The sequence below is a fragment of the Allobosea sp. GW822-FHT05A11 genome (assembly GCF_058800455.1).
In genome coordinates, this window is the sequence record NZ_JBXAMI010000008.1 from 153,995 (window position 1) to 180,085 (window position 26,091).

Below are 26,091 nucleotides of genomic sequence, written 5' to 3' on the forward strand. Positions count from 1 at the left end.
CTGCATCATCCAGCCTTTCCCATGGGCCCGGAGCGCTCTAGCCTCGCTCCATGACAAACCCGGCTTCGACCAAATTCGCTCTCGTTACCGGCGGCACCCGCGGCATCGGCGCCGGCGCCGCCCTTGCCCTGGCACAGGCCGGCTACGAGGTCCTCGCCACCGGCCTGACCGAGGAGGAGGTGGCAGCGGCGCCGGCCCATCCTGCGATCCGGCATGCCCGGCTCGACGTGACCCGCGACGCCGAAGTCGCCGCCATCGTCGCGACCTGCCCGCGCCTCGATGCCCTGGTGAACTGCGCAGGCATGATCCAGCGCGGCGGCAAGGAATTCGAGATCGACGCCTTCCGCCTGACCATCGAGGTCAATCTCAATGGCACGATGCGGATGTGTGTCGCCGCCAGGGACAAGCTCGCCGCCAGGGGCGCGGATAAGACCGGCGGCGGCATCGTCAACATCGCCTCGATGCTGACCTTCCACGGCTCCGCCTTCGCGCCGGGTTATGCCGCCTCGAAGGGCGGCATCGGCCAGCTCACCAAGTCGCTCGCCGCCGCCTGGGCGCCGGACGGCATCCGCGTCAACGCGGTCGCGCCCGGCTGGATCGAGACCGAGCTGACCCGGCCGCTGGTCGAGGATGCCGAGCGCTCGGCGCCCATCATCGCTCGCACGCCGATGGGCCGCTGGGGCAAGCCCGGCGATGTTGGTGGCGCCATCGCCTTCCTGCTCTCGGACGCGGCCGCGTTCGTCACCGGCGCTATCCTGCCGGTCGATGGCGGCTATCTCGCGGTCTAGGAAAGTGTTTCCGACTCAACAGCTTGAGCCGGAAACCTGAATCGAATTGCAAGCGCATTGAATCAGAACATCAGCCCGGGAGAGACGCCATGAACACGACGAGCCCGATCCCCGTCGCGGCCACCCAGGAGGAGCGCTGGACGCCCTATCGCCATCCCCAGCCGAAGGAATCGCCGCCGGAGCTGATCGTCCCGAACGTGATCCCGACCGACGAGCGCGTCTGGGTGCCGGTCGATGACAATGTCTGGTTCCGCCCGCTGCTCTTCTGCGTCTCGCGCGGCTACTGGATGAACCTGCTGAAGGTTCGCCGCGCCGGCGTGCTCTCGCGCCATCGCCATCCGCTGCCGGTCCACGGCTACGTACTGAAGGGCCAATGGCGCTATCTGGAGCATGACTGGGTCGCGACCGAGGGCTCCTATGTCTACGAGGCGCCCGGCGAGACCCACACGCTGGTGGTCGATCCCGAGACGGAAGAGATGATCACCATGTTCCAGGTGAACGGCGCGATGATCTATGTCGACCCGGACGGCAAATGCCTCGGCTATGACGACACCTTCACCCGCATCGACAAATGCCGCGCGCATTACGCCCAGAACGGGCTGGGTGCGGAGTATGTCGATCAGTTCATTCGGTAGTGCTTCGTCATGGTCGGGCTTGTCCCGACCATCCACGCCTTCGCTGGTCGCATGCGGTGTTCAAGCCGTCAGCGCTTCAGCTTCGCCAGCTCGACCGCCGCGCGCAGTTCGATATGGGCGAGAACCTCGTCGAGGCGCGGATCGTCGGTCGTCTCGCGCCTGAGCGCCAATGTCGTGCGCAGCCGCTCCAGCTCCGACGGCAGAACCCGGCCAGCGAGCAGCGCCGCCTTCAGCCGGTCGAGCCCGTCGAGCAGGTCGTGCCCGCGCCTCGCCTGCCGGCGCTTGCGGTCCTGCGTGTCCTCCTGCGCCTGGACGACGAGCAGCGTATCGAGCGGGCCGGCCGCGCTGACGCCGCTGCTGCGGGTCGCGGTGGCGGAATCCTGCGGCGGAAGCGTGAAGGCGGCGCCGCTCGAGCGCCTCGCGGAACTGGCCGGGCCGGCATTCGAAACGGGCGCGCGCTGGTCGATCCTGATCATCGGCGGCCTCGTGAAGGGTTAATGAAACCTTGTCGGAAGACGGTTAACAGCCGGTAAACGACCCGGCAGAAACTGCCGCCCCGGCAGGAAGCGCAGGCTCCGCAAGAGCCTCCCAACCATGAAGCCGAACTGCAAAGGACTGACAAACAAGGCTTTTCAAATTCGAGCGGTTTGGCACGCCCCTCGCAAGGGTCGGATGAGTTCAACCACCCCCGGTGCCAGACGCATGTTCCGCAACCCCGCCCTGAAGACGCTGCTGAAGCCGCTGGCCGCTCTGCTGGCCGTGGTCGTCGGCCTGTCGTCGCAGCCGGTGTTCGCGCTCTCGCGCATCAAGGATCTCGCCTCGGTCGAGGGCGTGCGCACCAACCAGTTGCTCGGCTACGGCATCGTCGTCGGCCTCAACGGCACCGGCGACACCCTCAACAACACGCCCTTCACCAAGCAGTCGCTGCAGGCGATGCTGGAGCGTCTCGGCGTCAACACCCGCGGCGCTAACATGCGCACCGCCAACGTCGCCGCCGTGATGGTGACCGCAAACCTGCCGCCCTTCGCCACGCAGGGCACCCGCGTCGACGTCACCGTCTCGGCCATGGGCGATTCCAAGTCGCTGCAGGGCGGCACGCTCCTGGTTACGCCGCTGCTCGGTGCCGATGGCGAGGTCTATGCGGTGTCGCAGGGCCCGGTCGCGATCTCCGGCTTCTCGGCCGAGGGCGAGGCCAGCAAGATCACCCGCGGCGTGCCGACCGTCGGCCGCATTGCCAATGGCGGCGTCGTCGAGCGCGAGATCGACTTCGCGCTGAACAAGCTCCAGACGCTGCGCCTGTCGCTGCGCAATCCCGACCTGACCACCGCTCGCCGCATGGCGGCTGCGATCAACGAATTCGTCGGCGGCGACTCGGCCGAGCCGACCGATCCTTCGACCGTGGCCTTGCAGATTCCGGCCCGCTTCAAGGGCAACATGATCAAGCTGCTCACCGATATCGAGCAGCTGCGCGTCGAGCCCGACCAGCTCGCCCGCATCGTCATCGACGAGCGCTCCGGCATCATCGTCATGGGCAAGGATGTCCGCGTCTCCACCGTCGCCGTAGCGCAGGGCAACCTCACCGTCACGATCAGCGAGCAGCCGCAGGTCTCGCAGCCGGAGCCCTTCGGGCGCGGCCAGACCGTCGTGACGCCCCGGACCAACGTCAAGGTCGATACCGGCGGCGGCAACAAGCTCGCCCTGGTCAAGGAAAGCGTGACGCTGGCCGAGCTGGTCGACGGGCTCAATGCGCTGGGCATCGGCCCGCGCGACCTGATCTCCATTCTCCAGGCCATCAAGTCGGCAGGCGCGCTGCAGGCCGAAATCGAGGTGATGTGATGACTGCTGCCCTCGCGCTTCCCGCCGCGAATCTCGCCCTCGGCGTCGCCGGCAAGGTCGCCAGCGGCATTGCCGATGCGCTCGACCCGGCCAAGGCCAAGGCGAAGAAGCAGGCCGACGATTTCGAGACCATGTTCCTCGAGCAGATGACCGAGAAGCTCTTCGCCAGCGAGGGCACCGAAGGCCCGCTCGGCGAGAACGGCACCGGCGGCGGCATCTGGCGCTCGCAGCTCACCCAGCAATACGCCAAGCAGATCCAGCAGGCCGGCGGCATCGGCCTCTCCAACCAGATCATGCGCGACCTGATCAATCTCCAGGAACAGGCCGCGGGCGGAGTCCAGAATGCCGGTCGCTAAGCCTGTCCTCGACGAACGCCCGCGCATCGCCGACGCGCTTGGTGCCCGAGCCCTGATCGAAGCCGTCCTGGAGGCGCTTGGCGCCCTCTCGCATCTCGTCGGCGAGGAGACCGAGCTGGTTCGTGCCGGCCGCCTGCCGGAAGCCATGACCCGCGAGCCGCGCAAGACCGAGCTCGCCGGCATCTACATGCGCGGCGTCGAGCAGGTGAAGCTGAATGCCGTGGCGCTGGCCCGCTTCGTGCCGGACCAGGTCAAGCGGCTGAAGGAGGCGCACAACGCCTTCCAGGGCCTGATCGAAACCAACCAGATCGTTCTGGCGACGGCGCGCGCCGTCTCGGAATCCGTCATTCGCGATCTCGCGGCCGACGCCAACCGGCCGATGCGGGCCAATGGCTACGGCCCGACCGCGACTGTCGGCGCCGGTGTCTTCGCCCGTCCCAATTCCGGGCCGTTGGTCGTCTCGCGCCGGCTTTGATCGGCGCCCTGCTCTGGCGGGCTCGCCGCCGGCAGCCGCCAGGCCCTTGGTATATAAAGGGTTTACGCGCCGGCTGCGCCGGAAACCCTAAAGATTTACCTAATTTCTTGACGCCGGATTCAATCTTTTCTGCCAATCCTCGCAGCGTCGGGTAGCGCGTCCTGCTCCCGGCACCGGACGAGAACGGCGCAACGGCGCCGTGAACGACTCCAGAAGGAGTGGTCATGGATTTTGGCAACGCCCCCAGGCTCGCGGCCGTGACTGCCGCGCCGCCCGTCACCCGCTCGGACGTCACGGCGCAGGCCGGCAGCATCGCCGTGGACCTTCCTCCCGAAAAGACCGTGCAATCCGCCTCTGCCGGCGCGGCCGTGAATGTCGAGGTCCGCGCCGAGGCACGCGACGCCCAGAGTCGCGCCGATGGCGAGCGCCGGGCATTCGCTAACGACCGGAACGATCGCACCGCCACGCGCACCGCCGACGAGACGGTCGAGCGCAAGCTGATCATCGATCCGAAGACGCGCGCGATCGTGCTGCAGAAGAAGGACCCGCACACCGGCGAGACGATCTCGCAACTGCCGGACGAAGTCCTCCTGAAACTCCGCGCCTATTCGCGCGAGCTCAGCGAACGGGCGCGCGAGGCCAGCGAGGCCCACCAGGTCGAACGGACCGCCTGAAGCCGGCCTGCTCCACGACATCCCGGCTTGCCTCCCGCAAGGCCCGCGCAAGCGGGCCTTCGTCGTTTCAAGGCTCCCTCGCCCCCTTAATCCGCCATTCACCATACCGGCAGGCTGCCCCGTCAGCGGCGCATTCTAACGTCGAAATTTACGTCTCGTTACGAAGCGCCGCGGCAGGGTCCTTTCGTCGCGGCCAGAACGGCCACGACGCCAGAAGGCATCATCCCAGAAGGGTTTCTCATTATGGCCTCGACGATCTCTCTCTCCGCTGGCGTGCGCAACGCGCTCTCCTCGCTCTCCTCGACCACCGCCGCCTCGCAGCAGGGTCAGTTCCGTCTCGCCACCGGCAAGAAGGTCAACTCCGCCGTCGACAACGCGGTCAACTTCTTCACCGCCGCCGGCCTGAACGATCGCGCCGGCCAGTTCACCAACCTGCTCGACGGCATCTCGAACGGCGTCCAGACCATCACGGCCGCCTCGAAGGGTATCGACGCGATCACCAAGCTGGTCCAGTCGGCCCAGTCGACGATCAAGCAGGCCCAGGCCGACGCCGCCCAGAACCGTCCGAGCACCGTCAGCGCCGCGATCGATACGACCAAGGCTGCGGCCTTGGCCAAGACCGTCGCCGCAGCCGGCGACATCACGATCACCGCCGGCGCGACGGAATATACCGTCACTGCATCCGCGACCGACACGATCCGCGACGTCGTCAACAACATCAACAAGTCGGGTATTGCGACCGCTTCGGTCAGCAACGATGGCAAGCTGACGATCAAGGGCACGGGTTCGGACGCTCTGACGATCGCCGGCGCCGACGCTGTTACCGGCGTGGCCGGAAACGACCAGGCCGACGTGGCGGCCACTGCCAACTCCGACGTTCGCGCCAGCCTCGTCGATCAGTTCAACGACCTGCGCACGCAGATCAATGAACTCGCCAAGGACGCCGGCTTCAACGGCATCAATCTTCTCGCCGGCGACGCGCTCTCCGTCGTCTTCAACGAGAAGACCGGTGCCGCCAAGAACGAGCTCAAGGTTCAGGGTGAGGAAATCAGCGCCACGAACCTCGGCATCGGCGAAGCCGGTACCGACATCGACTTCCAGAATGATACGCAGCTCGCCACCGCTGCCGACTCCCTGACCAACGCCCTCACCTCGCTGCGCTCGACGGCTTCGTCGCTGGGCTCCAGCCTGGGCGTCGTCCAGACCCGCCAGGACTTCACCAAGGACCTGATCAACACCCTGACCCAGGGTGCCGACAACCTGGTGCTGGCCGACACCAACGAGGAAGGCGCCAAGCTGCTCGCTCTGCAGACCCGCCAGCAGCTCTCCCAGACCGCCCTGTCGCTTTCGAGCCAGGCCGACCAGGCCGTCCTGCGCCTGTTCTGATCCTTCGTCCGCAGAAGCGGGCTTGCCCACAGAATTTGGGCCGAAGACAAAAGAAAGCGGCGGAGCGCAAGCTCCGCCGCTTTCTTCGTTACGAGCAAGGATTTTCCGTCGCGATTAACCGTTTATTAGCCTTAACAAACAATGATCGGTCCAAAGCAATCCGGGCGGGCGTAGCGCCGCGCGTTCAGAGGACCCAGACATGGCCAATACGATTCTCACCAGCGGCGTGCGCAACAACCTGCTGACGCTCCAGCAGACCACCGCCGAGCAGGGCGCGATCCAGAATCGCCTGGCGACCGGACGGCGCGTCAATTCGGCCATCGACAACCCGATCAATTTCTTCACCGCAGCCGGCCTGAACGACCGGTCCAACCAGCTCGGCGGCTTGCTGGATGGAATCTCCAACGGCATTCAGACGATCCAGACGGCCTCGAAAGGTATCGACGCGATCGTCAAGCTGGTGCAGTCGGCCCAGTCGACCATCAAGCAGGCCCAGGCCGACGCCGCCCAGAACCGTCCGAGCACCACGGGTGCCGCCATCGCCGCGACCAAGGCCGCGGCTCTCGCGAAAACCGTCGCTGCCGCGGGCAACATCGTGATCACGGCCGGGAACACGGAATATACCGTGGCGGTCGGCGCGACCGAGACGATCCGCGACGTCGTCAACAAGATCAATGATTCCGGCATCGCCACCGCAACGGTGAACAATTCCGGCGAGCTGACGATCAAAGGCACGGGCTCCGACCCGTTGACCATTGCGGGCGCCGACGCCGTTACCGGTGCGGCCGGCAGCGATGACACGGACGTCGCCGCCACTGGCAATTCTGACGTGCGCGCCAATCTCGTCGACCAGTTCAACGAGCTGCGCAGCCAGATCAACGAGCTCGCCAAGGACGCCGGCTTCAACGGCATCAACCTGCTGGCCGGCGACGCTCTCTCGGTCGTCTTCAACGAGAAGACCGGAGCGGCCCAGAACAAGCTGGACATCCAGGGCGAGGAGATCAGCGCGACCAATCTCGGCATCGCCCAAGCCGGATCCGCCGTCGGCGACATCGATTTCCAGAACGACAACGCCCTGGCCAATGCCTCCGACGCCTTGACCAACGCGCTGACCTCGCTGCGCAGCTCGGCCTCGTCGCTCGGCTCGCAGCTCTCGGTGATCCAGACCCGTCAGGACTTCACCAAGAACATGATCAACACCTTGACCATCGGTGCCGACAACCTCGTTCTCGCCGACTCCAACGAGGAAGGCGCCAAGCTGCTCGCGCTCAACACCCGCCAGCAGCTCTCGCAGACGGCGCTGTCGCTGGCCTCGCAGGCCGACCAGGGCGTGCTCCGGCTCTTCGGCTGACGCCGAAGACGGCACAGCCCTCCCCTCCGCCAGAAGGCAAGGACAAGACATGGCCCTCAAGGTCGAGCTCAAGCCCAAGGAGCGAATCATCATCGGCCAGGTGGTGATCCGCAACGACGAGCAGCGCACGCGCTTCTTCATCGAGGGCGATGCGCCCATCCTGCGCGAGAAGGACATTCTCACCGCAGCCAGCGCCGACACCCCGGCCAAGAAGATCTACCTCGCCATCCAGCTGATGTACCTGGCGCAGGACCCGACGCATGAGCACGAGACCTATTTCCAGCTCGTGCGCGAATTCATCAATGCAGCGCCCAGCGCTCTGCCGCATGTTCATGAGATCAATAACCGCATCTTAAGCGACGACCTGTACAAGGCTCTGAAGGCGGCCAGAAAGCTGATCGCCTATGAAGCGGAATTGATCGAGAATGCAAAACGGGTTTAACGCCTACGCCGCCGCGGCCAAGACTGCCCAATCCGTCGTTTCGCCCCGCGAACTTGAAGCCTCCCTGCTGATCAAGGCCGCGACCCGGCTTCAGGCCGTCGCCGACGACTGGGACGCGCGCGGGCGAGATGTCGACGAAGCCCTCACCTACAACCGGCGCCTCTGGACCCTGCTGGTCTCCGCCATGATCGCCGAGGACAACCCTCTGCCGGTCGGCATCAAGACCAACATCCTCGGCCTGGCCAATTTCATCTTCAATCAGACGTTCAAGATCTCGGCCGATCCGCAGCCGCAGAGCCTCAGTGCGCTGATCAGCATCAACCGGGAAATCGCCGCGGGTTTGCGCGGCCGCTGATACCTTTCCGCGGAAGACCTGAGAAACAGAAACGCCGCCCGATGGGCGGCGTTTCTGTTTGCGGGTTTTTCTGCGTTCAGAGGTAATTGGTCAGGGACAGCTTCGACAGCATCGAGGTGACCTGATAGCTCGCCTGCAACTGCGTCTGCAGCGACAGGATCTGCGTCGCGACCTCCTCCGTCGTCACGTTCTCGACGCCGGAGAGTGTCGAGATCAGGTAGTTCTTGGTGCTTTGGTGACGCTCCTTGGCGCTGGCGAGCGCGGTCTGGGCCGAGCCGAGCTCGGTGATGATCTCAGCCGGCTTCTGGACGGAGTCGCCGAAACCGAGCTTGTCGCCGACCCGCGACGCCATCGCTTCGTAACCTGCCTGCGCATTCGCGTCGCTGGCCGGGAAGGTCTCGGTCGCCATGATCGCGAACTGGGCGAGGCCGACGCGGAAGGCCTGCTCGTTGGCCCGCGCACCCGTCCCCACGACCTGCCCCTGGTCGATCTGGACCGTCGCCGTATTGCGGGCAGGGTCGCTGCCGTCATCGCCGCGATACCAGGTCACTGTCGTCGCGGCCGTGCCGGCATTGCTCGGCGGTGCGGTCGCCGTCGCGAAATTCGGGCCCGGCACCCGCTTCGGCGGATTGCTTGGGCTGCCGGCGAAGAAATCCTCGGCCGCAACCTGCGCGGAGGCGGCAGGGAGTGTCGTCTTCGCTTCCCTGCCGAGGGCAGCGTCGATCGAGGCCTTCAGCGCCGTCGCGGTATCGGCCGGCGTCGCGCCGATCTGGAAGCTGTCAGCGGCCGAGCCATCGGTTCCGGCGGCCCGGGCGGTGAGGGTCACCTCTTCCTGCGTTCCATCGGGCAAGGTCAGCTTGAGGGTCACCTTGTCGCCCGGCTGGGGCTGCGCCGTCACGTCGACGGCGAGATTCGCCGGAGTACCCGCATTATAGGTCACGGCAAGGGCCGAGGAGCTCGACGTGGCTCCGGCCAGTTTGAAGCCGTAAACATGGTTCTCGTCGGCGACCGTGACGCTCGTCGTGCCGGTGATGCCGGTCGTCAGCCGTCCGAGACCGGAGCCCAGATCGGCCTGCTTGCGCTCGTCGATCAACTGCTTCAGTCCGGCCTTGCCGGCGCCGTCTCCGTTCATGATCTCGTCGAAGCCCGCAGTCGGCTCGGTATCGGAGGTCTTGCCCGAGAAGAGATAACGCCCGTTGACCGCGGTATTCAGCAGGTCGAGCGCCTGCTTGAACTTCTCCTCGGCCAGCAACTGCGGCGCGGAGCGGCCACTGGCGCTCGGCACGTAGCTGTTGGAACGGGTATCGGTACGCGTCTCGTTGACGAGCTTGGCGAAGTTCTCGACGCTCTGTGACGAGAGCTTCAGATTCACGTTGGTCAGCTCGATGCCGCTGAGCCAGGAATCGAGCTGCGAAACCTTGGCGTTGAGATCGAGGCTGACGCGCCGGTCGATGCCGAGGTCGCCATAGCTCGTGCTACGCTGCTTGGTGTCGAGCTGGCGCTGGAGATCGTCGAACTGGGCCCGGGTCGAAACGAACTCGTTGGGCTTGGCCGCGCGGTAGGCGCCGGTTCCGTAAGCGGTGATGGTCATCGCGGCCTCACACTCTCATCAGCACGTCCATCATCTCCTTCATCGTGGAGATGATGCGGGCATTGGCGGCATAGGCGGTCTGGAGTTCGATCAGCATCGACATCTCCTGGTCGACATTGACCTGGGACGTCTCCTGGAAGCGGCTCTGGATCGATGCGAGCGCGACCTGCTGGCCCTCGTCGAGGCGCTTGGCAGCCTCGACCGCCTGCCCCTGCGAGGAGACCACGCGCTGGACGAAATTGGTGATCGTGCCGGAAAAGGATGCCGTCGCCCCGTCCGGCGAGGAGCTGTTGTCGAAGCTGCGAACGCTGCTCGTCAGGCTCTCGAGCAGCGCCTTGGGCCGCGTCGCATCGCCGGCCGCGGTGCCGGCCGGGCCGACCAGCAGCGCGCTGTTCCGGATGACGTCGGCATTGACCGCGATCCGGCCCGCCAGCCCGACCTTGCGCGTGGCGTCGTCATAGGAGCCGATGAAGGGCTTGTTGTCCGCATCGACGAAGAGGGGCATCCCGGAGGTCGCGGAATCGGCGGCGAGCACGCCGGTCTTGGCGCCGAGCCCGGCGACGCGACCGCCCGGCTCGGTGATCCGCAGCAGCGAGCCACTGGGATTGGCCACCGTGAAGCCCGTCGCACCATTCGTGTCGAGCGCGTTCTGGATCTGAGCGGCGACCGAAGCGGGGCCGGCCGAGAAATCGATCGCGATCGTCTTGTTGGACGGGTCGCTGCCGATCGGCAGGACTGTTCCGGCAGGCGCATTGACGAAGGTGAAGCGCTGCGTCGGGCCGGGTGGTGTCGGCGTGTAGTCGAAGGTCAGCGTGTTCAGGCGCTGCTTTGTGGTATCGAAGCCGAGATCGAGATCGAGGCCGGTCTGCGCCGCCGGCGCCGGCGGATAGGCCGCGCTCGGGAGGGAATTCTCCGAGAGCGCCTTCGACATCTGCGCGGCGATCTCGTCGAGCTGCGCCTGCGCCTGGACCAGCGTCTTGTCGCGCAATTCGATATTGGCCGCGATCTCGCCGGAGCGGAAGATCCGGTTGGCAATGGCGTCCGAGGCGTTGCCGGAGGCATCGATGATCTTGATCGTGCCGACGCTGCGCTTGGCCGGGTCGATGTCCCACTGGTCGTCCGGCCCCAGCCCGGCATGCTCGTCGAACTTGAAGGTGACGGCAGCCTGCCCATCGAAGAGCTGCGTCCCGGAACCCGTCACAACGCTGACCGAGCCCCGCGCATCCTCCGTCGTCTTGATGTCGACATACTGCGACAGCTCGGAGAGGATCAGGTCGCGCTGGTCCTTCAGCCCCGCCGTCGCGCTGTCGTTCGGGCTGCCGACGATGCGCGTATTGACCTTGGAGAGCGCGCTGAGCAGGTCGTTGACCTTGGTGACCGCGGTGGCGATGCCGCTCTCGGCCTGGCTGCGCAGGGCCTGCACGCCGTTGGAGAGCGTGTTGAGCTGGCGCGCCAGCTGCGTCGCGTTGTCGAGCACCTGCGCGCGCAGGCTGTAGGACGACGGATCGTTCTGGAGCGATTGCAGCGCGCTGGTGAACTTGTTGAAGATCGTATCCAGCGCCGTGGCGCTGCCCGGCGCGCCATAGAGCTTGTCGAGATTGGACAGCGAGCTCGCGCGGGTCGACGTATAGGCCGCCCCCGAAGCCTCCTGCCAGAGCTGATGCTGGACGATCTTGTCGAGGAGACGCTGGACCTGCGTGCTCTGCACGCCGACCGTCAGCCCGCTCAGGCTGTCGGCGGTCGAAACGGTCCGGCGGACATAGCCCGTCGTTCCCGCATTGGCGACGTTCTGCGAAACGATGCCGATGCCGACCTGCGCGGCGTTGAGGCCGCCGATCGCGGTGTTCAGGGAAGTGCTCAGGCCCATCGTCAACTCCTGTTGCGAGATGCGGCCCTCCTGGGCCGCAGCTTAGGCAGATGCGCCGCTCAGCGGATGATGTTGAACACCGCGGTCAGCATCTCCTGGGCCGTGGTGATGACCTTGGTGTTGGCCGAGTAGGCCTGCTGGGTGACGATCATCTTGGAGAATTCGTCGGCGATATCGGTGTTCGACTGCTCGACGCTGCCGCCGACCATCTGCGAGGTGCCCAGGCCGATGATCGGCGGGCCGGATTCGATCGTCTCCTCGAAGGCACCGCCGTCGAGCCGCTTCAGCGAGTTGTCGGCATTGAAGCGGGCGACCGAGACCTGGGCCAGCGCCACGACCTGGCCATTGCTGAAGGTACCGATCACCGCGCCTTCGGCCGAGACCGAGACGCGATCGAGCGTGCCGGCGGTGTAGCCGTCCTGGCGGATGCTGCGGGCGTCGATCTGGCCGCTGACATCGCCGTTCTGGGTCACGCCATTGCCGCCGGTCGTCAGGTTGATGCCGGTGATGGTGGTTCCGTTGATCGTCATGGTCGGCAGCGTGATGTCGCCGCTGGCCGGGGAAACCATCTGCCCGGTGGAGCCGAAGCTGACGGTCTGGCCGGCCTGGACATAGGCGACGTCGCCCGCCGCGGTCGCACTGGTGTCCTGGGCGACGAACAGGCCCCAGGTGCCGGATGTGGCCGGGTTCGCAGCCGGGTTGCCGTTGTCGATCTTGGCCCAGCGCATCTCGACGCTGGTGGCCTTGCCGAGCTCGTCATAGACGGTCACGGAGCCGCCCGGGATCGAGGTCGCCAGGAAGCTGCTGATATTGTTGCCCATCACCGCAGCATTGGCGGCATAGGGGTTCGGCGCCGCGCCCGCCGCCGTGACCGAGGCAGGGTTCAGGAATTCGGTACCGCCCTGGCTTTTCTGCGTCGTCGCCGGCACGGCCGGGATATTGGCGCGGTACTCGATCGAGCTCGTCGCCTTGGCCGGGAACTGCTCCTTGGTGATGCGCAGCACGTCCGGCTGCGTGCCGACGAGCTGGCCGGTCACCTGATCGATCTTCAGGCCCTTGAGATAGTAGCCGGCGCCGTTGACGAGGTAGCCATTCGCGTCGAAGTCGAAATCGCCGCGCCGCGTATAGAGGTTGCTGTTGGAAAACTGGGTGTTGGCGCCGACGCCGCTCTGGCGCTGGTCGACCACGAAGAAGCCGTCGCCGTTGATCGCGATATTGGTGTCGATGCGGGTCGGGTTGAGATCGCCCTGGATCGAGTTCGTCGCCTGGCTGAAGGCCGCGACCGAGCCGGCGACCTGCCGGTTCAGCGCAGCGTCGGGCACGAGATCGGCGAAGGCGGTATCGACCCGCTTGTAGCCCGCCGTCCGCGAGTTGGCGATGTTTCCGGAAATGTTCTCGAGCGCATAGGACTGCGCCGTCATTCCCGAAACCGCCGTGGTCAGCGCACTGAAAACACCCATGGAACCCTCACCTCGACCGGCAGCCCCCCAAGGGCGGCCCACAACTTCGAGGCGGTATCTGCACGGGGCGTGCCATGCGCAGCACCGTGCTATTTCAAGGGGTTGGATCGTTTACGAAAGGTAAAACGGCAGTCGGAGCCGGGCAGAAACCGCTGCCCCGGCAGAATCTGCCGGGCTCAGGCTTCCCCATCCTTGTCGCCGCGCCATCCGCCGAGATCGCCCGCGACATCGGACAGGGTCGGTGCCGCCGCCTCGACGAAAGGCAGCGGCCGGCAGACCGCGAGCGCCGCGAGCCCGATCCGGGCCGTCAGCATACCGTTGATCACGCCCTCGCCGAGCTTGGCCGAAAGCCTCGCCGCGAGCCCCTGCCCCACCACCTGCTGGATCACGGCATCGCCGGCCGCCATGCCGCCGGTCAGGACGAGATGGTTCATCACCTGCCGCGCCAGCCGGAGCAGACCGAGCGTCCCGGGCCGCCCGGCATAGATGCCGGCGATGGAGCGCAGCAGCCGCGCGCAGGCGACCAGCACGAAGACGACATCGACCAGCGCCCGCGGGCTGACCGCGGTGACCAGCGAGACGCGCCGCGCGGCTAACGCGATCTGGGCGGTGGCCAGCGCATCGAGCGGTGCGAGCAGGCTGCGTTCCGCCACCGTCAGCATATCGCGCGCGGCGAAGAGCTGCGGCAGCGCCTCCTGCAGGGCGGCGCGGCCCTGAGCCGTCTGCGCCCGCCCCTTGTAAAGCGAGACGAGTTCGTCGGCGATCGCCCGGCCCTCGTCGGGCGTGCCGCCCGCCAGCGCCGCGACGGCCCGCTCGCGCAACGCCTCGACCTTGCGCTCGCGCAGGATGTCGCGCAGCACCCGGCCCAGCATGACCAGCAGCGCCAGCGTCGCGATCGCCGCACAGACCAGCGCGGCATAGCCGAGTGCCGGATTCTGGCTCATCAGCGAGCGGATCGTGTTCTCGACCCAGACGCCGGCCGCCAGCGCCAGAAAGCCGGACAGCCCCGCCACGAAGAGCGAACCCCAGGAGAAGCGACGCCTGGGTTTGGCGGACACCGCAGGAACGGCGGCATCGATCGGCTCGCTCTCGGGCAGGATCGCGAGGTCGCCGCGCCGAAGCGGGGCCTCTCCGGCGGACTCGCCCGCCTGCGGGCCATCGAGGCGGATCGCGCGCGGTGCCTTGCTCATCGCGAAACCCCGTTCATGCCGACATCCTCATGCCAGCCTGTCGCCGATCAGGAATTCCAGCGCACGGTCGAGGCGGATCTGCGGCGGCGGCCTGAGGCGCCCGCCCGCATCCGGTGCGACCATTGGCGGCCGGAAGCGCGGCGCCCGGACCTGCCAATGCGCCTTGGGATCGAAGATGGCTTCCGGCCGCTCAGGCAGTTCGCCGGGAAAGATGGCCGCTTCCGCTATGCCGTCGAAGACCTGCCCGTCGATCGTCTCGCCGGCCTCCGGCACACCGGCGATGGCCGGCAGTTCCTCGCGGCCTTCCTTGATCCGGACCTCATGCGTCGCCCGCACGGCCGCCAGCGCCATCGCCTCGACCCGCGCGCCGGCGCCTTGCGCCCGCGACAGCGCCCGCCCGACCAGATGCGACATCACCGCCGCCAGCCGGTCATGGCTCGAATGGTGGATATGGTCGGCCTTGGTCGCGGCGAAGAGCACGCGCTCGATGCGCGGCGCTAACAGGCTCGACAGCCAGGAATTGCGACCTACGGAAAAAGCGGCGAGCGCCTGTCCCAGCGCGGTTTCGAGATCGGCCAGCGCCGGCGCCCCGGCATCGAGCGCGGCAAGCACGTCGACCAGCACGATCTGCCGGTCGAGCCTTGCGAAATGATCGCGGAAGAACGGCGTCACCACGACGCGCTTATAGGCCTCGAAGCGCTCCGCCATCAGCGACGCGAGCGTGCCCGGCCGCACATCGCGATCATGGCCGAGATCAACAGGCGCGAAGGTCAGGGCCGGCGAGCCCTCGAGATCGCCCGGCATCAGGAAGCGACCGGGCGGCGTCACCGCCACCGCTTCAGGATCGGCGCGCAGCCGGGCGAGGTAGCTCTTGAACAGGTCGCTCGCGGCTTCCGCCGCCAACTCGTCCGGCGCCCCGTCCGGGTCCCGCCCCGGCAGATCCGCCAGCCACTCCGCAGCGGCTTCACGCCGATGCGCCTTGCGTGCATCCGCGACGGCCTGCGCCGACCAGGCCTTGTAGTCCTGCCCGATCAGCGCGAGATCGAGCAGCCACTCGCCGGGATAATCGACGATGTCGAGCGTCAGTGTCGCCGGTCCCTTGAACCAGCCGGCGGCCCGCTCGTAGTCGATCTCGATCCTGAGCTCGGAGATGCGCCGCGTCGATTCCGGCCAGCGACGGTCTGGCCCGTTCATCGCCGCGCGATGCGCCTCGTACGGAAAGCGCGGCACGTCGGGATCAGGCTGCGGCACCAATCTGACGCGCGCGATCCGCCCCTCGGAGGCCGCCTTCAGCACCGGCAGCTTCGCGCCTTCGATCAGGTTCTGGATCAGGGCAGTGGTGAAGACCGTCTTGCCCGAGCGCGACAGCCCGGTGACGCCGATCCGCAGGCGCGGGCGTGCGAGTCCGAGCACGCTGTCGCCGAAGGCAAGAGCCGCATTGCGGGCGCTGTCGAGATAGGAGGTGTCGCTCACGGCGCCGCGGCGCTCACTCGTCCGGGCCTTCGCCGAGCGAACCCGGCGTGACGAAACGGTCGAGCCTGCCTTCCCGCGCGGCAACTGCGTACCAGTGCTCGGTGGCGAAATCGATCACGGCCAGCCCGCAGGTCGGGTATTTCTGGCTCATCCGCGCCGAGGCATAGCGGTCGCCGTGGCCGGTCAGCAGATGTGCCAGCTCCTCGAAGCCTGGATTATGGCCGATGAGCAGGAGCGTCCGGACATCGCCCTCGACCTCCTGCACGACATCGAGCAGGCGCTCGGTCTTGGCCTCGTAGATTTGCGGCTCGAACTGGACCGGCGGTCTTTCCGGCAGCATCGGCGCGACCATCTCCCAGGTCTCGACCGTGCGCTTCGCCGGCGAGACCAGGACGAGATCGGGCAGCAGCAATTCATCGGCGAGATAGCGCCCCATCACCGGGGCGGCCTCGCGCCCGCGTGCCGCGAGGGGTCGGTCGCGGTCGGCCACACCCGTGGGCCAGTGGGATTTGGCGTGGCGCAGAAGCATGAGGCGTCGCATGAGCAGAACCTAGCGATGCTGGAGCCGATTTGCGAGGGGCGCTCAGCGACTCTCCCGCCGCGTCATGAAGGCGAGCTTCTCGAACAGCGAGACGTCCTGCTCGTTCTTGAGCAGCGCGCCGTGCAGCGGCGGGATCAGCTTGCGCGGGTCGCGCTCGCGCAGCACCTCCGGCCCGATATCCTCGGCGACGAGCAGCTTCAGCCAGTCGAGCAGCTCCGAAGTCGAGGGCTTCTTCTTCAGGCCGGGCACCTCGCGCACCTCGAAGAACAGGCGCAGCGCCTCCTCCATCAGGCGCTTCTTGATGCCGGGGAAATGCACCTCGACGATCTGCTGCATCGTCTCCGCATCGGGAAAGCGGATGTAGTGGAAGAAGCAGCGGCGCAGGAACGCATCCGGCAGCTCCTTCTCGTTGTTGGAGGTGATGATCATCACCGGCCGCTGCGCCGCCTTGATGGTCTCGCCGGTCTCGTAGACATGGAATTCCATACGGTCGAGCTCGAGCAGCAGATCGTTCGGGAACTCGATATCGGCCTTGTCGATCTCGTCGATCAGCAGCACCGGCCGGACGGGCGCGACGAAGGCCTCCCAGAGCTTGCCGCGCTTGATGTAGTTGCCGATCTCGGAGACGCGGGGGTCGCCGAGCTGGCTGTCGCGCAGGCGGCTCACCGCATCGTATTCATAGAGGCCCTGCTGCGCCTTGGTCGTCGACTTGATGTGCCAGGTGATTAGCGGAGCGCCCAGCGCAGCCGCGATCTCCTCGGCTAGCACCGTCTTGCCTGTCCCGGGCTCGCCCTTCACCAGCAGCGGACGCTCCAGCCGGATTGCGGCATTGACGGCGACGGTGAGATCCTCGGTCGCGACGTAGTTTTCGGTGCCGGCAAAACGCATGGACGGTCCTTCTAAGCCAATGGCGAGACGCTAGCCCATCCTTTGCGGGCGCGGAAACCGCTTTTTCGCCCGCGGCACCTGAGCACCCCTGCCTAAAGGCTCGCGCCGCAACGCAAATTTCTGCCCTCCATGACGATTCGAAGGTTGTGCTGCGCCGCCGCAAACCGCAAGAATTGCCGGCGCATCCCGCAGCCCCCGAATCGCAAGGCACCCTTTGGCCGGAGCAGTCGATCTTTCCGTCTATCACGACGCTATGGTCGTGCTGGCGACCGCCGGCGTCATCGTGCCTTTCGCCAAGCGCTTCAAGATCAATTCGATCGTCGCCTTCATGGCTTGCGGGGCCCTGCTCGGCCCCTTCGGCCTCGGCGGTCTGGTTTCCTCGGTTCCGCTGCTGAGCACGATCACCGTCTCGCATGCCGAGGCCCTGGCCGGGCCGGCTGAACTCGGCGTCGCCTTCCTGCTCTTCGTGATCGGGCTGGAGCTCTCCTTCGATCGTCTGAGGACGATGCGCCGCCTCGTCTTCGGGCTCGGTCTTGGACAGGTGCTGCTGTCGGCGGGAGTCATCGGCGGCGGCGCCTATGCGCTGGGTCAACCGGCGCCGGCGGCGCTGATCATCGGTTTCGGCGTCGCCCTGTCGTCCACCGCGATGGTGGTCGAACTGCTCTCGGCCAAGAAGCGGATGATGACGGCGGCCGGGCGCGCCAGCTTCGCCGTCCTGCTCTGCCAGGACCTCGCGGTGATCCCGCTGCTCTTCCTGGTCAGCGTGCTGGGCGCGCAGTCCGAGGGCGGCTCGCTGCTCGCGGGCCTCGCCCAGGCGCTGGTCCAGGCCTTCGCCGCCATCGCCGCCATCGTCGTGATCGGCAGGCTGGCGATGCGGCCGCTGTTCCGGCTCGTCGCCTCGACCGATTCCTCCGAGAGCTTCATGGCGGCGACCCTGCTCGTCGCGCTGGGCACGGGGATGGTCGCGGCCGGGGCCGGGCTGTCGATGGGGCTGGGCGCCTTCATCGCCGGCCTACTGCTGGCGGAAACCGAGTATCGTCGCGCCATCGAGGTCACGATCGACCCCTTCAAATCGCTACTGATCGGCGTCTTCTTCCTGACCGTCGGCATGGGCGTAAACCCGGCTTTTCTCGCAGCCCGCCCCCTGACCATCCTCGGCATCGCGGCCGGCATCTTCACCGCGAAGGCGGCAGTGGTCTACGTCATGGCGCGGCAATTCAGATTGTCGGGGGCGACAGCGCTTGAAACCGCGATCATGCTCGGCCCCGGCGGCGAGTTCGCCTTCGTCCTGATCAATGCCGCGATCGCCGCCAAGCTGCTGGCGCAGGATTCAGCCGGCCTCGTCCTGGCGGCCGTCTCGCTGACCATGATCGCGCTGCCGCTGATGGCACGGATGGCCCCTTCGCTGGCGTCGCGGCTGCAGATTCCGGCGACCCTGCCCGACGAGGCCAGGATCCTGCCGCCGGACGATCATTCGGCCCGCGCCATCGTCGTCGGCGGCGGTCGGGTCGGGAGGCTCGTCTGCTCGATGCTGGACGAGCACGGCAAGCCGTACATCGTCGTCGACCTTGACTCCTCGCTGATCACGGCGCAGCGCCGTGCCGGCCGCCCCGCCTACTACGGCGATGCGTCCAAGCCGGAATTCCTGCGCCTTTGCGGCCTGGAGCAGGCGACGGCGCTGATCGTGACGATCGACAGTCCCCGCGCCGTGGACGAGACCGTGCGCGCCGCGCGCCAGCTCCGCCCCGACATCGTCATCGTCGCCCGCGCCCGCGATGCGGCCCATGCCCGCCATCTCTATGAGCTCGGCGTGAACGACGCGGTCCCCGAAACCATCGAGGCCAGCCTGCAACTGTCGGAAGCGGCGCTGGTCGGGCTCGGCGTGCCGATGGGCCTCGTCATCGCCTCGGTCCATGAGCGGCGCGACGGCTTCCGCGCCCAGCTCAAGCCGTCAGGCGCCGCGGCAGCCCGCGCCCTTCCCCGCCACGCCCGCTCGCGAAGGCTGTGACCGCGGCGGTCGAGCCTTCGGCCTCGCGCGGCAGGTAGCCGGCCTCGCGCGCCACGCGCCGGATATGGCCGTAGAACTGCGCGGCACTCGCTGCCCAGCTATGGCGGGCTGCCAGCTCCAGACAGGCAGCGCGCGGCACCCTGAGCGCCTGCATGGCAGCACGGCGCAGGTCCTCGTCGAGCACGGCCGCACCGCTGCCGGCGAAGACATCGCGCGGCCCCTGGACCGGAAAGGCGGCGACCGGCAGCCCGCTCGCCGCCGCTTCCAGCAGCACGATGCCGAAGGTGTCGGTCAAGCTTGGGAAGACGAAGACATCGGAGGACGCGTAGATTCCGGCCAGCTCCTCGCCCTCCTTCAGGCCGAGGAAGCGGGCCTCGGGAAAGGCGCGCGCGAGATCGGCCCGCGCCGGCCCGTCGCCGACCACGACCTTGCTGCCCGGCAGCGTGAGCGACAGGAAGGCCTCGACATTCTTCTCGACCGCGACGCGCCCGACATACAGGAAGATCGGCCGCGGCAGGTCGAGCAGACTCTGCGAGCGCGGATGGAACAGGCTGAGATCAACGCCCCGCCCCCAGCGCACCAAGTTCTCGAAGCCGTGCTGGCGCAGCTCCTCTTCCACCGTCCCGGTCGAAACCATCACCGCGGCGGCCGGGCCATGGAAGCGGCGCAGCAGCCGGTAGCTCCAGCTCTCGGGGATCGGCCAGCGCGCCGCGACATATTGCGGAAAGCGCGTGTGGTAGCTCGTCGTGAACGGCCGCTTCTCGGCAAGGCAGGCCGCCCGTGTCAGCCAGCCGATCGGCCCTTCGGTCGCGATATGGACATGGTCGGGCGCGAAATCGGCGATGCGCGCGGCGAGCGCCCGGCGCGTCGCCAGCGCCAGACGAATATCGGGGTAGCTCGGCAGGCCGACCTGATGGAACCCTTCCGGCGTCAGCGTTCGCGCCGTGATGCCGAGCCCGGGCGCCGCCGCGATCATCTGCTCCAGCGAGCGCACGACGCCGTTCACCTGGGGCCGCCAGGCATCGGTCGCGACCAGGACGCGCATCACGCGGCCTCGATCAGGTCCCGGACCGGAGCCGGGCGCGCCGGCATCGAAACCGGCTCGGCAGGCGTCGTCTTCATCCGCCCCTGCGGCCAGCGGATCAGTTCGAAGCGGCCATCTTCGTGCTCGACGAAGGCGGTGCAGCTTTCGACCCAGTCGCCGGTATTGATATAGGTGAGACCATCGATCTCGCGCTGGGCGGCATGGTGGATATGGCCGCAGATCACGCCGTCGGCCTTGTGGCGGCGCGCCTCGGCGGCAAGGCAGCCCTCGAACTCGCCGATATAGTTCACGGCGTTCTTGACCTTGGCCTTCGCCCAGGCCGAGAGCGACCAGTGCGGCAGCCTGAGCACGCGGCGCACCCGGTTGATCGCCATGTTGAGCGCGAGCGCGACCGTGTAGGCCCAGTCGCCCAGCAGCGCGAGCCATTTGGCATTGCGCACCACGAGGTCGAACAGGTCGCCATGGATGACGAGCATCCGCTTGCCGTCGGCCGTCTCGTGGACGATCTCGTCGACCAGCGTGATGCCGCCGAACTGCAGGCCGGTGAAGTCACGCAGGAAATCGTCGTGGTTGCCGGTGACGTAGATCAGCTTCGAGCCCTTGCGGACCTTGCGCAGCAGCTTCTGGATCACGTCGTTATGGGTCTGCGGGAAGTACCAGCCGCTCTTGAGGCGCCAGCCGTCGATGATATCGCCGACGAGATAGATTTGCGGCGCATCATAGGCGCGCAGGAACTCCAGCACGAGATCGGCCTGGGCCCCGCGGGTGCCCAGGTGCAGATCCGAGATGAAGATGCTGCGGACCCGCTTGCTGTTATCCTCGTCGCTCATGCCGGAAAGCCCCTGCTGCTGCGATGCGAGGGCCGTGTGTCTGATTTGCGTTGCGCTTTGATGACGGCGCGACCGATCCGTGCTCAGGGTAAGCCACGAACACCTCCCCTCTGATCGGAGACCATCATGGATCTGGGAATTGCCGGCCGCACGGCCATCGTCTGCGCCTCCAGCAAGGGGCTGGGCCGCGGCTGCGCCGAAGCGCTGGCCCAGGCCGGCTGCACCGTCGTGATCAACGGCCGCGACGCCAAGACCCTCGAAGCCACCGCCACCGCGATTCGCGCCGCGACCGGCGCGACCGTCATCGCCGTCGTCGCCGACGTCTCGACCAGGGCCGGCCAGGATGCGCTGCTGGCAGCGGCGCCCAACCCCGACATCCTCGTCAACAACAATGGCGGCCCGCCGCCCAAGCCCTTCCGCCAGGTGACGCGCGAGGGGCTGCTCGAAGGCGTCGTCCAGAACATGGCGACCCCGCTGGAGCTGGTGCAGCGCGTCATCGACGGCATGGTCGAGCGCGGCTTCGGCCGGATCATCAACATCACCTCGGCGAGCGTAGTGACCCCGCTGACCGGGCTCGACGTCTCCTCGGCCGCCCGCGCCGGCCTCACCGCCTTTCTCTCGGGCGTTGCCCGCGAGGTCGCGCATGCCAATGTCACCATCAACAACATCCTGCCGGGCGTGTTCGACACCGACCGGATCAAGACCGCGACCAACAAGGTCGCCGAGATGCAGGGCATCAGCATCGAGCAGGCCACCAAGAACCGGCTCGCCGCGGTACCTGCCGGCCGCCTCGGAACGCCCGACGAATTCGGCAAGCTCTGCGGCTTCATCGCCAGCGCCCATGCCGGCTATATCACCGGCCAGAACTTCCTGATCGACGGCGGCGCCTTCCGCGGCACGTTCTGAGGGCGGTCCCACGCCAATGACCTAGCCGGGTTGCGACGTTCACGCTTCGCTTCCCGGCTTCGACATGATCTAAGAAGCGAACGGTTTCGCTCGAAACCATCCCAAGCTCCTCGGCCGCGCGCTTTGTCCCCTCTTCTCGGCATCACCCTCAAGCTGGTCTCGGCGCTGGCCTTCACGCTGATGTCGGCCGGGATCAAGTCGATCTCGACGCGCTATCCGACCGGCGAGATCGTCTTCATCCGCTCCTTCTTCGCGATGATCCCGCTGCTCATCTGGCTGGCCTGGCGCTCCGAGCTGCCGGCTGCCCTGAAGACCGACAACCTGCGCGGCCATCTCAAGCGCGGCATCATGGGCTCGACCGGCATGTTCTGCGGCTTCGCGGCGCTGCAGTTCCTGCCGCTCTCGGAGGCCGTCGCGATCGGCTATGCCGCTCCGCTGGCCGTCGTCGTGCTGGCCGCGCTCGTCCTCAAGGAACGGGTGCGCATCTATCGCTGGAGCGCAGTGACGATCGGTTTCGTCGGCGTGCTCATCATGCTCTCGCCACATCTCGGCGCCGGCGCTCATCCGGTCGGCAGCAATGCCGCGCTCGGCGCCATGCTGGGCCTGGCCGGCGCCTTCTGCTCGGCCTTCGCCTCGGTCGAGGTGCGCCTCCTGACCTCGACCGAGCGCACCGGCGCCATCGTCTTCTACTTCATGCTGCTGACCAGCCTGCTCGGCCTCTCGACCATCCTGCTCGGCTGGAACATGCCGGACCTCCAGGATGCGGCGATGATGGTCCTGATCGGTATCCTCGGCGGGCTCGGCCAGATCCTGATTGTCCAGGCCTATCGCTACGGCGACGCCTCGCTGATCGCGCCCTTCGAATACTCGACCATGCTCTGGGCGGTTGCGATCGGCTGGTTCTGGTTCGGCGAATGGCCGGCCCTGGCGATCCTGATCGGCGCGACCATCGTCATCGCCTCGGGCATCTACGTGATCCTGCGCGAACGCCAGCTCGGCCTTGCCCGTCGCGAGCAGCGCGAGGTCGGCCCCAGCCGCATGACCTGACGGCATCGACCGAGCGCCGGCACAGTTCGCTTGTTCAAACGATCGTCCGCCGTTACAAACGATTTCGCAATCGAAAAGGGCCGGACGGATGGGAATCGAGACCAAGGAGCGCGGCGGGCGGGAGCTTGAATCCGGGGCTCAGGTCATCTCGGGCCAGCTCGGCAAGACCATCCAGCGCCTGCGCAAGGCCTACAACTTCTCGCTCTCCGACCTCGCCGAGCAGTCCGGCGTCGCCAAGTCGATCATCAGCCAGATCGAGCGCAACGAGACCAACCCGACGCTGGCCACGATTTGGCGGCTGTCACAGGCGCTCGACATCTCGATCGAGCGCGTCCTCTCCAGCGGCGAGGAAGAGCCCTTCATCGACAAGACCACCCGCGCCGACACGCCGATCCTCGTCTCCGAGGACGGCAAGTTGCGCCTCGCCATCGTCGGCTGGATCAAGACGGTCGAATGGCTGCAATGGTACGAGGTCTCGTCCGAGCCCGGCGGCGAGCTCGATTCCGAGGGCCATCAGCGCGGCTCGATCGAATCGCTCTCGGTGACGTCAGGCGAATTCGAGGTCGAGGTCGGCGACATCATCCAGCGGGCCAAGGCCGGCGAGACGCTGCGCTATCGCTGCGACCGCCGCCATGTCGTCCGCTGTGTCGGCAGCGAGCCCGGAACCGCCCTGATGGTCTGCATCCTCAAGGCCGCGGTGATGGAGTAGGCGGCGGGCGCTCCGCCGCTTCGGCCATCAGCGCAGCCAGTGGCCGGGTACCATCCCACAGGGCCGCACTCCAGCCTTCCGCGCGCGCCGCGTCGACATTCGCCTGCTTGTCGTCGATGAAGAAGATATCATCGGGCGCTAAGCCGGATCGCGCCGCTGCGGCCTGGAAGAACTGCGCTGCGGGCTTGGCCCAGCCGAGTTCGGCCGCATAGTGCATCCCGTCGAAATGCTGCTTCAGCCCGAGCGCGTCCCAGATGTAGCGGGCGCGCTCATGCTCCTGCACGGTCGCGAGATGCAACGTCACGCCACCGGCCCGGATCGGCGCGAGCTGCACCAGCAGCCCTTGATCGAGATGGGCATCGTTCTCGAACCAGTAGCGGATCAGCCTGTCGACGCCGAGCCCTGGTGCGATCTCGGCCAGCACCGGCCCGAGACGCTCCCGCAAGCCGGCTCGCCCGAGAATGACGTCCTGCCAATGCGGTTCGAAGAATGCCGTCTGGAGCAGTGTCTTCGACAGGCCGAGATCGCGTTCGAGATGCGCCGACCAGCCCCGCGGATCGGGGTGTGCGATCACGACGCCATCGACGTCGACCATGACGGCCTTGAAGCGCATGCTGCCTCGCTGCGGCGCTTCAGGGCGCCTTGGCCTGCGGCCGCGCCGGCCCTTCCACCGCCGGGAGCGACTTCAGGTATTCCGCCATCGCCATCCGATCGCCCTCGGGCAACTGCGCGATATTGCGCACGACCGACGCCATCGAGCCGCCGACGCTGTCGAAATCCGGCGTGAAGCCGGTCTTCAGCAGTTCCGCGATCTCCTCCTTCGACCACTTGGCGAGACCGTTCTCCGATTGTGTGATGTTCGGCACCCAGCCCTTGCCTTCGGGATCGGGGCCGCCGGCGAAGCGGGTTGCCGGGACGATGGCGCCGAGCGCGTTACGGGCGGAATGGCACTCGGCGCAATGGCCGGGGCCATTGACCAGATAGGCGCCACGGTTCCAGGCCTCGCTCTGGCCCGGATCGGGCCGGAACGGCGTGCGCTCGAAGAACAGCAGCTTCCAGCCGCCGACGACCCGGCGGATGTTGAAGGGGAAGCGCAGGTCATGCGCAGCCGCCTTGCCCTCGACCGGCGGCAGCGTGCGGATATAGGCGAAGAGGTCGGCCAGCGCCTTCGGCGGCATCAACCGGTAGGAGGTATAGGGGAAGGACGGGTAGAGATGCTGCCCGGACGGCGAGACGCCCGCCGCCATCGCATCGACGAAATCCTGCACGCCCCAGTTGCCGATGCCGTCGCGCGTGTGCGGCGAGATATTGGGAGCATGGAAGGTGCCGAAAGGCGATTCCAGCGCAAGCCCGCCACCGAGCCTGAGCTTGTCATCCTGCCCGGGCGTCGCATGGCAGGAGGTGCAGCCGCCGGCCGAAAACAGCAGCTTGCCGTTCTCGACATCCGCTGCCGGCAACGCCCCGATCTCCGGCGAGGGCGAAACCACGCGCGGGTCGGTCAGCACGTAGAAGCCCGCGAAAGCGACGGCCGCCAGAAGGACGAGGGTCACGAAAAGGCGGCGCAGCAACAGCATCGAGGTCTCCCGTCAGGACGTCCGGCAGATTGGACGGGCCGGCACTTCATCGGCAACCCTGAAATCGCAGCAATTCCAGACTGGCCCGTTTTCAACGCCCGTGAGCGGTCAAAAGCTCCCTCAGCCACGAAAAAGCGGGCGGCCGTCGCCGGCGCCCGCTTCCGGAACCGGCCGCGAAGCCGATCACTTCTTGATGCGGTAGGCCTCGTGGCAGGTGCCGCAGTTCTTCGTGGCCGCGCCGAAGGCGGTGCGGAAACCATCGAGATTGGCGACGCTCGCGCCAGCGGCGGCATCGGTCTCGAACTTGGCGAAGGCCGCCTTGAAGCCGGCCTGGTCCTCCCAGATCTTCGGAGCGGCCGTGGTCTCGCCGCCGGTCTTGGAGGAATCCGGGAACAGAGTGGGCATCTTCTTGGCCGCATCGGCATAGGTCTTGAAGATCGCCTGCGCCTTGGCGGCATCGAAGGCGGCTTCGCCCTTGGCCATCGCCGCCCCCTCGCGCGTGGCCCCGCCGACGCCCTTCATCGTCTGCTGGCGCTCCGTGATCGGGTTCGACTGCGCCATCACGGCGGTAAGGCCGAGCCCGAGGCCGGCAAGAACGAGAGCGGTGCGGATCATTCAATTCCCCTCAAAGACAAGTCCGCGCCATCCGGCGCTGTTTTGAACT

The 26,091-nt window shown here is 67.0% G+C and carries 27 protein-coding genes; 14 read left to right on the top strand and 13 right to left on the bottom strand.

Annotated features, from left to right (window positions below; genetic code table 11):
• Nucleotides 1-50: 50 nt before the first annotated feature.
• Both AC1RLU_RS24800 and AC1RLU_RS24805 read left to right on the top strand, forming a co-directional pair.
• A complete protein-coding gene (locus AC1RLU_RS24800) occupies nt 51-788 on the top strand; it encodes an SDR family NAD(P)-dependent oxidoreductase (RefSeq protein ID WP_492798767.1) in 738 nt (245 codons plus the stop codon).
• Nucleotides 789-877: 89 nt separating this feature from the next.
• Nucleotides 878-1,423, top strand: coding sequence for a 2,4'-dihydroxyacetophenone dioxygenase family protein (locus tag AC1RLU_RS24805; protein WP_113587240.1), 546 nt, complete (start codon nt 878-880; stop codon nt 1,421-1,423).
• 68 nt (nt 1,424-1,491) lie between these two features.
• Here AC1RLU_RS24805 and AC1RLU_RS24810 read toward each other — a convergent pair whose 3' ends face one another.
• Nucleotides 1,492-1,899 (bottom strand): flagellar assembly protein FliX, encoded by a 408-nt coding sequence (locus AC1RLU_RS24810; protein ID WP_492798768.1) that lies wholly within the window; start codon nt 1,897-1,899, stop codon nt 1,492-1,494.
• Nucleotides 1,900-2,125: 226 nt separating this feature from the next.
• Between AC1RLU_RS24810 and AC1RLU_RS24815 the strand changes: the two genes are divergently transcribed.
• From AC1RLU_RS24815 to flaF, 8 genes are all read left to right on the top strand, one after another.
• Entirely contained in the window at nt 2,126-3,259 is a 1,134-nt protein-coding gene (locus AC1RLU_RS24815; protein WP_061966878.1) for a flagellar basal body P-ring protein FlgI, read from the top strand.
• The gene (locus AC1RLU_RS24820; protein ID WP_061966877.1) at nt 3,259-3,615 is read left to right on the top strand and encodes a rod-binding protein; all 357 of its coding nucleotides are present in this window, start codon (nt 3,259-3,261) and stop codon (nt 3,613-3,615) included. Before AC1RLU_RS24815 ends, AC1RLU_RS24820 begins: the two co-directional genes overlap by 1 nt.
• Nucleotides 3,602-4,090 carry a hypothetical protein gene (locus AC1RLU_RS24825; RefSeq protein WP_061966876.1) on the top strand — a complete coding sequence of 163 codons (489 nt, stop codon included), beginning with the start codon at nt 3,602-3,604 and terminating at the stop codon, nt 4,088-4,090. Before AC1RLU_RS24820 ends, AC1RLU_RS24825 begins: the two co-directional genes overlap by 14 nt.
• Nucleotides 4,091-4,314: 224 nt before the next feature.
• The gene (locus AC1RLU_RS24830; RefSeq protein WP_492798769.1) at nt 4,315-4,764 is read left to right on the top strand and encodes a hypothetical protein; all 450 of its coding nucleotides are present in this window, start codon (nt 4,315-4,317) and stop codon (nt 4,762-4,764) included.
• A 243-nt stretch (nt 4,765-5,007) separates the two neighbouring features.
• Nucleotides 5,008-6,150 (top strand): flagellin N-terminal helical domain-containing protein, encoded by a 1,143-nt coding sequence (locus tag AC1RLU_RS24835; RefSeq protein WP_492798770.1) that lies wholly within the window; start codon nt 5,008-5,010, stop codon nt 6,148-6,150.
• A gap of 199 nt (nt 6,151-6,349) precedes the next feature.
• Complete coding sequence (locus AC1RLU_RS24840; RefSeq protein WP_492798771.1) at nt 6,350-7,501, top strand: flagellin N-terminal helical domain-containing protein; 1,152 nt, start codon at nt 6,350-6,352, stop codon at nt 7,499-7,501.
• Nucleotides 7,502-7,550: 49 nt separating this feature from the next.
• A complete protein-coding gene (gene flbT / locus AC1RLU_RS24845; protein WP_061966872.1) occupies nt 7,551-7,943 on the top strand; it encodes a flagellar biosynthesis repressor FlbT in 393 nt (130 codons plus the stop codon).
• Nucleotides 7,927-8,298, top strand: a complete 372-nt coding sequence (gene flaF / locus AC1RLU_RS24850) for a flagellar biosynthesis regulator FlaF (protein ID WP_492798772.1) — start codon at nt 7,927-7,929, stop codon at nt 8,296-8,298. Before flbT ends, flaF begins: the two co-directional genes overlap by 17 nt.
• Before the next feature lie 76 nt (nt 8,299-8,374).
• On the opposite strand, the gene AC1RLU_RS24855 is transcribed toward flaF, so the two are convergent.
• The 7 genes from AC1RLU_RS24855 to AC1RLU_RS24885 form a co-directional block, all read right to left on the bottom strand.
• The gene (locus tag AC1RLU_RS24855; RefSeq protein WP_492798773.1) at nt 8,375-9,889 is read right to left on the bottom strand and encodes a flagellin; all 1,515 of its coding nucleotides are present in this window, start codon (nt 9,887-9,889) and stop codon (nt 8,375-8,377) included.
• Between the two features lie 7 nt (nt 9,890-9,896).
• Nucleotides 9,897-11,756 carry a flagellar hook-associated protein FlgK gene (gene flgK / locus AC1RLU_RS24860; protein ID WP_492798774.1) on the bottom strand — a complete coding sequence of 620 codons (1,860 nt, stop codon included), beginning with the start codon at nt 11,754-11,756 and terminating at the stop codon, nt 9,897-9,899.
• Between the two features lie 59 nt (nt 11,757-11,815).
• Complete coding sequence (locus AC1RLU_RS24865) at nt 11,816-13,216, bottom strand: flagellar hook protein FlgE (RefSeq protein WP_091856517.1); 1,401 nt, start codon at nt 13,214-13,216, stop codon at nt 11,816-11,818.
• 176 nt (nt 13,217-13,392) lie between these two features.
• The gene (locus AC1RLU_RS24870) at nt 13,393-14,406 is read right to left on the bottom strand and encodes a YcjF family protein (protein ID WP_492798775.1); all 1,014 of its coding nucleotides are present in this window, start codon (nt 14,404-14,406) and stop codon (nt 13,393-13,395) included.
• 27 nt (nt 14,407-14,433) lie between these two features.
• Nucleotides 14,434-15,879 carry a YcjX family GTP-binding protein gene (locus AC1RLU_RS24875; RefSeq protein WP_492798776.1) on the bottom strand — a complete coding sequence of 482 codons (1,446 nt, stop codon included), beginning with the start codon at nt 15,877-15,879 and terminating at the stop codon, nt 14,434-14,436.
• Nucleotides 15,880-15,892: 13 nt separating this feature from the next.
• On the bottom strand, nt 15,893-16,420 hold the full coding sequence (locus tag AC1RLU_RS24880) for a SixA phosphatase family protein (protein WP_091856514.1): 528 nt from the start codon (nt 16,418-16,420) through the stop codon (nt 15,893-15,895).
• Between the two features lie 42 nt (nt 16,421-16,462).
• Nucleotides 16,463-17,308: an AAA family ATPase gene (locus tag AC1RLU_RS24885; protein WP_113587247.1), complete on the bottom strand. Its 846-nt coding sequence runs from the start codon at nt 17,306-17,308 to the stop codon at nt 16,463-16,465.
• A gap of 214 nt (nt 17,309-17,522) precedes the next feature.
• Here AC1RLU_RS24885 and AC1RLU_RS24890 point away from each other — a divergent pair, with 214 nt between their 5' ends.
• Nucleotides 17,523-19,316, top strand: coding sequence for a cation:proton antiporter domain-containing protein (locus AC1RLU_RS24890; RefSeq protein WP_492798777.1), 1,794 nt, complete (start codon nt 17,523-17,525; stop codon nt 19,314-19,316).
• On the opposite strand, the gene AC1RLU_RS24895 is transcribed toward AC1RLU_RS24890, so the two are convergent.
• Together AC1RLU_RS24895 and AC1RLU_RS24900 are read right to left on the bottom strand one after the other, a co-directional pair.
• Complete coding sequence (locus AC1RLU_RS24895) at nt 19,252-20,361, bottom strand: glycosyltransferase family 4 protein (RefSeq protein ID WP_091856511.1); 1,110 nt, start codon at nt 20,359-20,361, stop codon at nt 19,252-19,254. The genes AC1RLU_RS24890 and AC1RLU_RS24895 overlap by 65 nt on opposite strands.
• Entirely contained in the window at nt 20,361-21,191 is an 831-nt protein-coding gene (locus AC1RLU_RS24900; RefSeq protein WP_492798778.1) for a UDP-2,3-diacylglucosamine diphosphatase, read from the bottom strand. Before AC1RLU_RS24900 ends, AC1RLU_RS24895 begins: the two co-directional genes overlap by 1 nt.
• A 126-nt stretch (nt 21,192-21,317) precedes the next feature.
• On the opposite strand from AC1RLU_RS24900, the gene AC1RLU_RS24905 reads away from it, so the two are divergent.
• From AC1RLU_RS24905 to AC1RLU_RS24915, 3 genes are all read left to right on the top strand, one after another.
• On the top strand, nt 21,318-22,097 hold the full coding sequence (locus AC1RLU_RS24905) for an SDR family oxidoreductase (RefSeq protein ID WP_492798779.1): 780 nt from the start codon (nt 21,318-21,320) through the stop codon (nt 22,095-22,097).
• A 123-nt stretch (nt 22,098-22,220) separates the two neighbouring features.
• Entirely contained in the window at nt 22,221-23,144 is a 924-nt protein-coding gene (locus AC1RLU_RS24910) for a DMT family transporter (RefSeq protein ID WP_142112500.1), read from the top strand.
• An 88-nt stretch (nt 23,145-23,232) separates the two neighbouring features.
• Complete coding sequence (locus AC1RLU_RS24915) at nt 23,233-23,853, top strand: helix-turn-helix domain-containing protein (RefSeq protein ID WP_061966859.1); 621 nt, start codon at nt 23,233-23,235, stop codon at nt 23,851-23,853.
• Here AC1RLU_RS24915 and AC1RLU_RS24920 read toward each other — a convergent pair.
• The 3 genes from AC1RLU_RS24920 to AC1RLU_RS24930 form a co-directional block, all read right to left on the bottom strand.
• Nucleotides 23,831-24,466, bottom strand: coding sequence for an HAD-IA family hydrolase (locus tag AC1RLU_RS24920; RefSeq protein WP_492798780.1), 636 nt, complete (start codon nt 24,464-24,466; stop codon nt 23,831-23,833). The two genes, AC1RLU_RS24915 and AC1RLU_RS24920, sit on opposite strands and share 23 nt — an antisense overlap.
• Before the next feature lie 19 nt (nt 24,467-24,485).
• Nucleotides 24,486-25,427: a c-type cytochrome gene (locus tag AC1RLU_RS24925; RefSeq protein ID WP_492798781.1), complete on the bottom strand. Its 942-nt coding sequence runs from the start codon at nt 25,425-25,427 to the stop codon at nt 24,486-24,488.
• Nucleotides 25,428-25,610: 183 nt separating this feature from the next.
• Nucleotides 25,611-26,042 (bottom strand): c-type cytochrome, encoded by a 432-nt coding sequence (locus AC1RLU_RS24930; RefSeq protein WP_492798782.1) that lies wholly within the window; start codon nt 26,040-26,042, stop codon nt 25,611-25,613.
• Between the last annotated feature and the right edge of the window lie 49 nt (nt 26,043-26,091).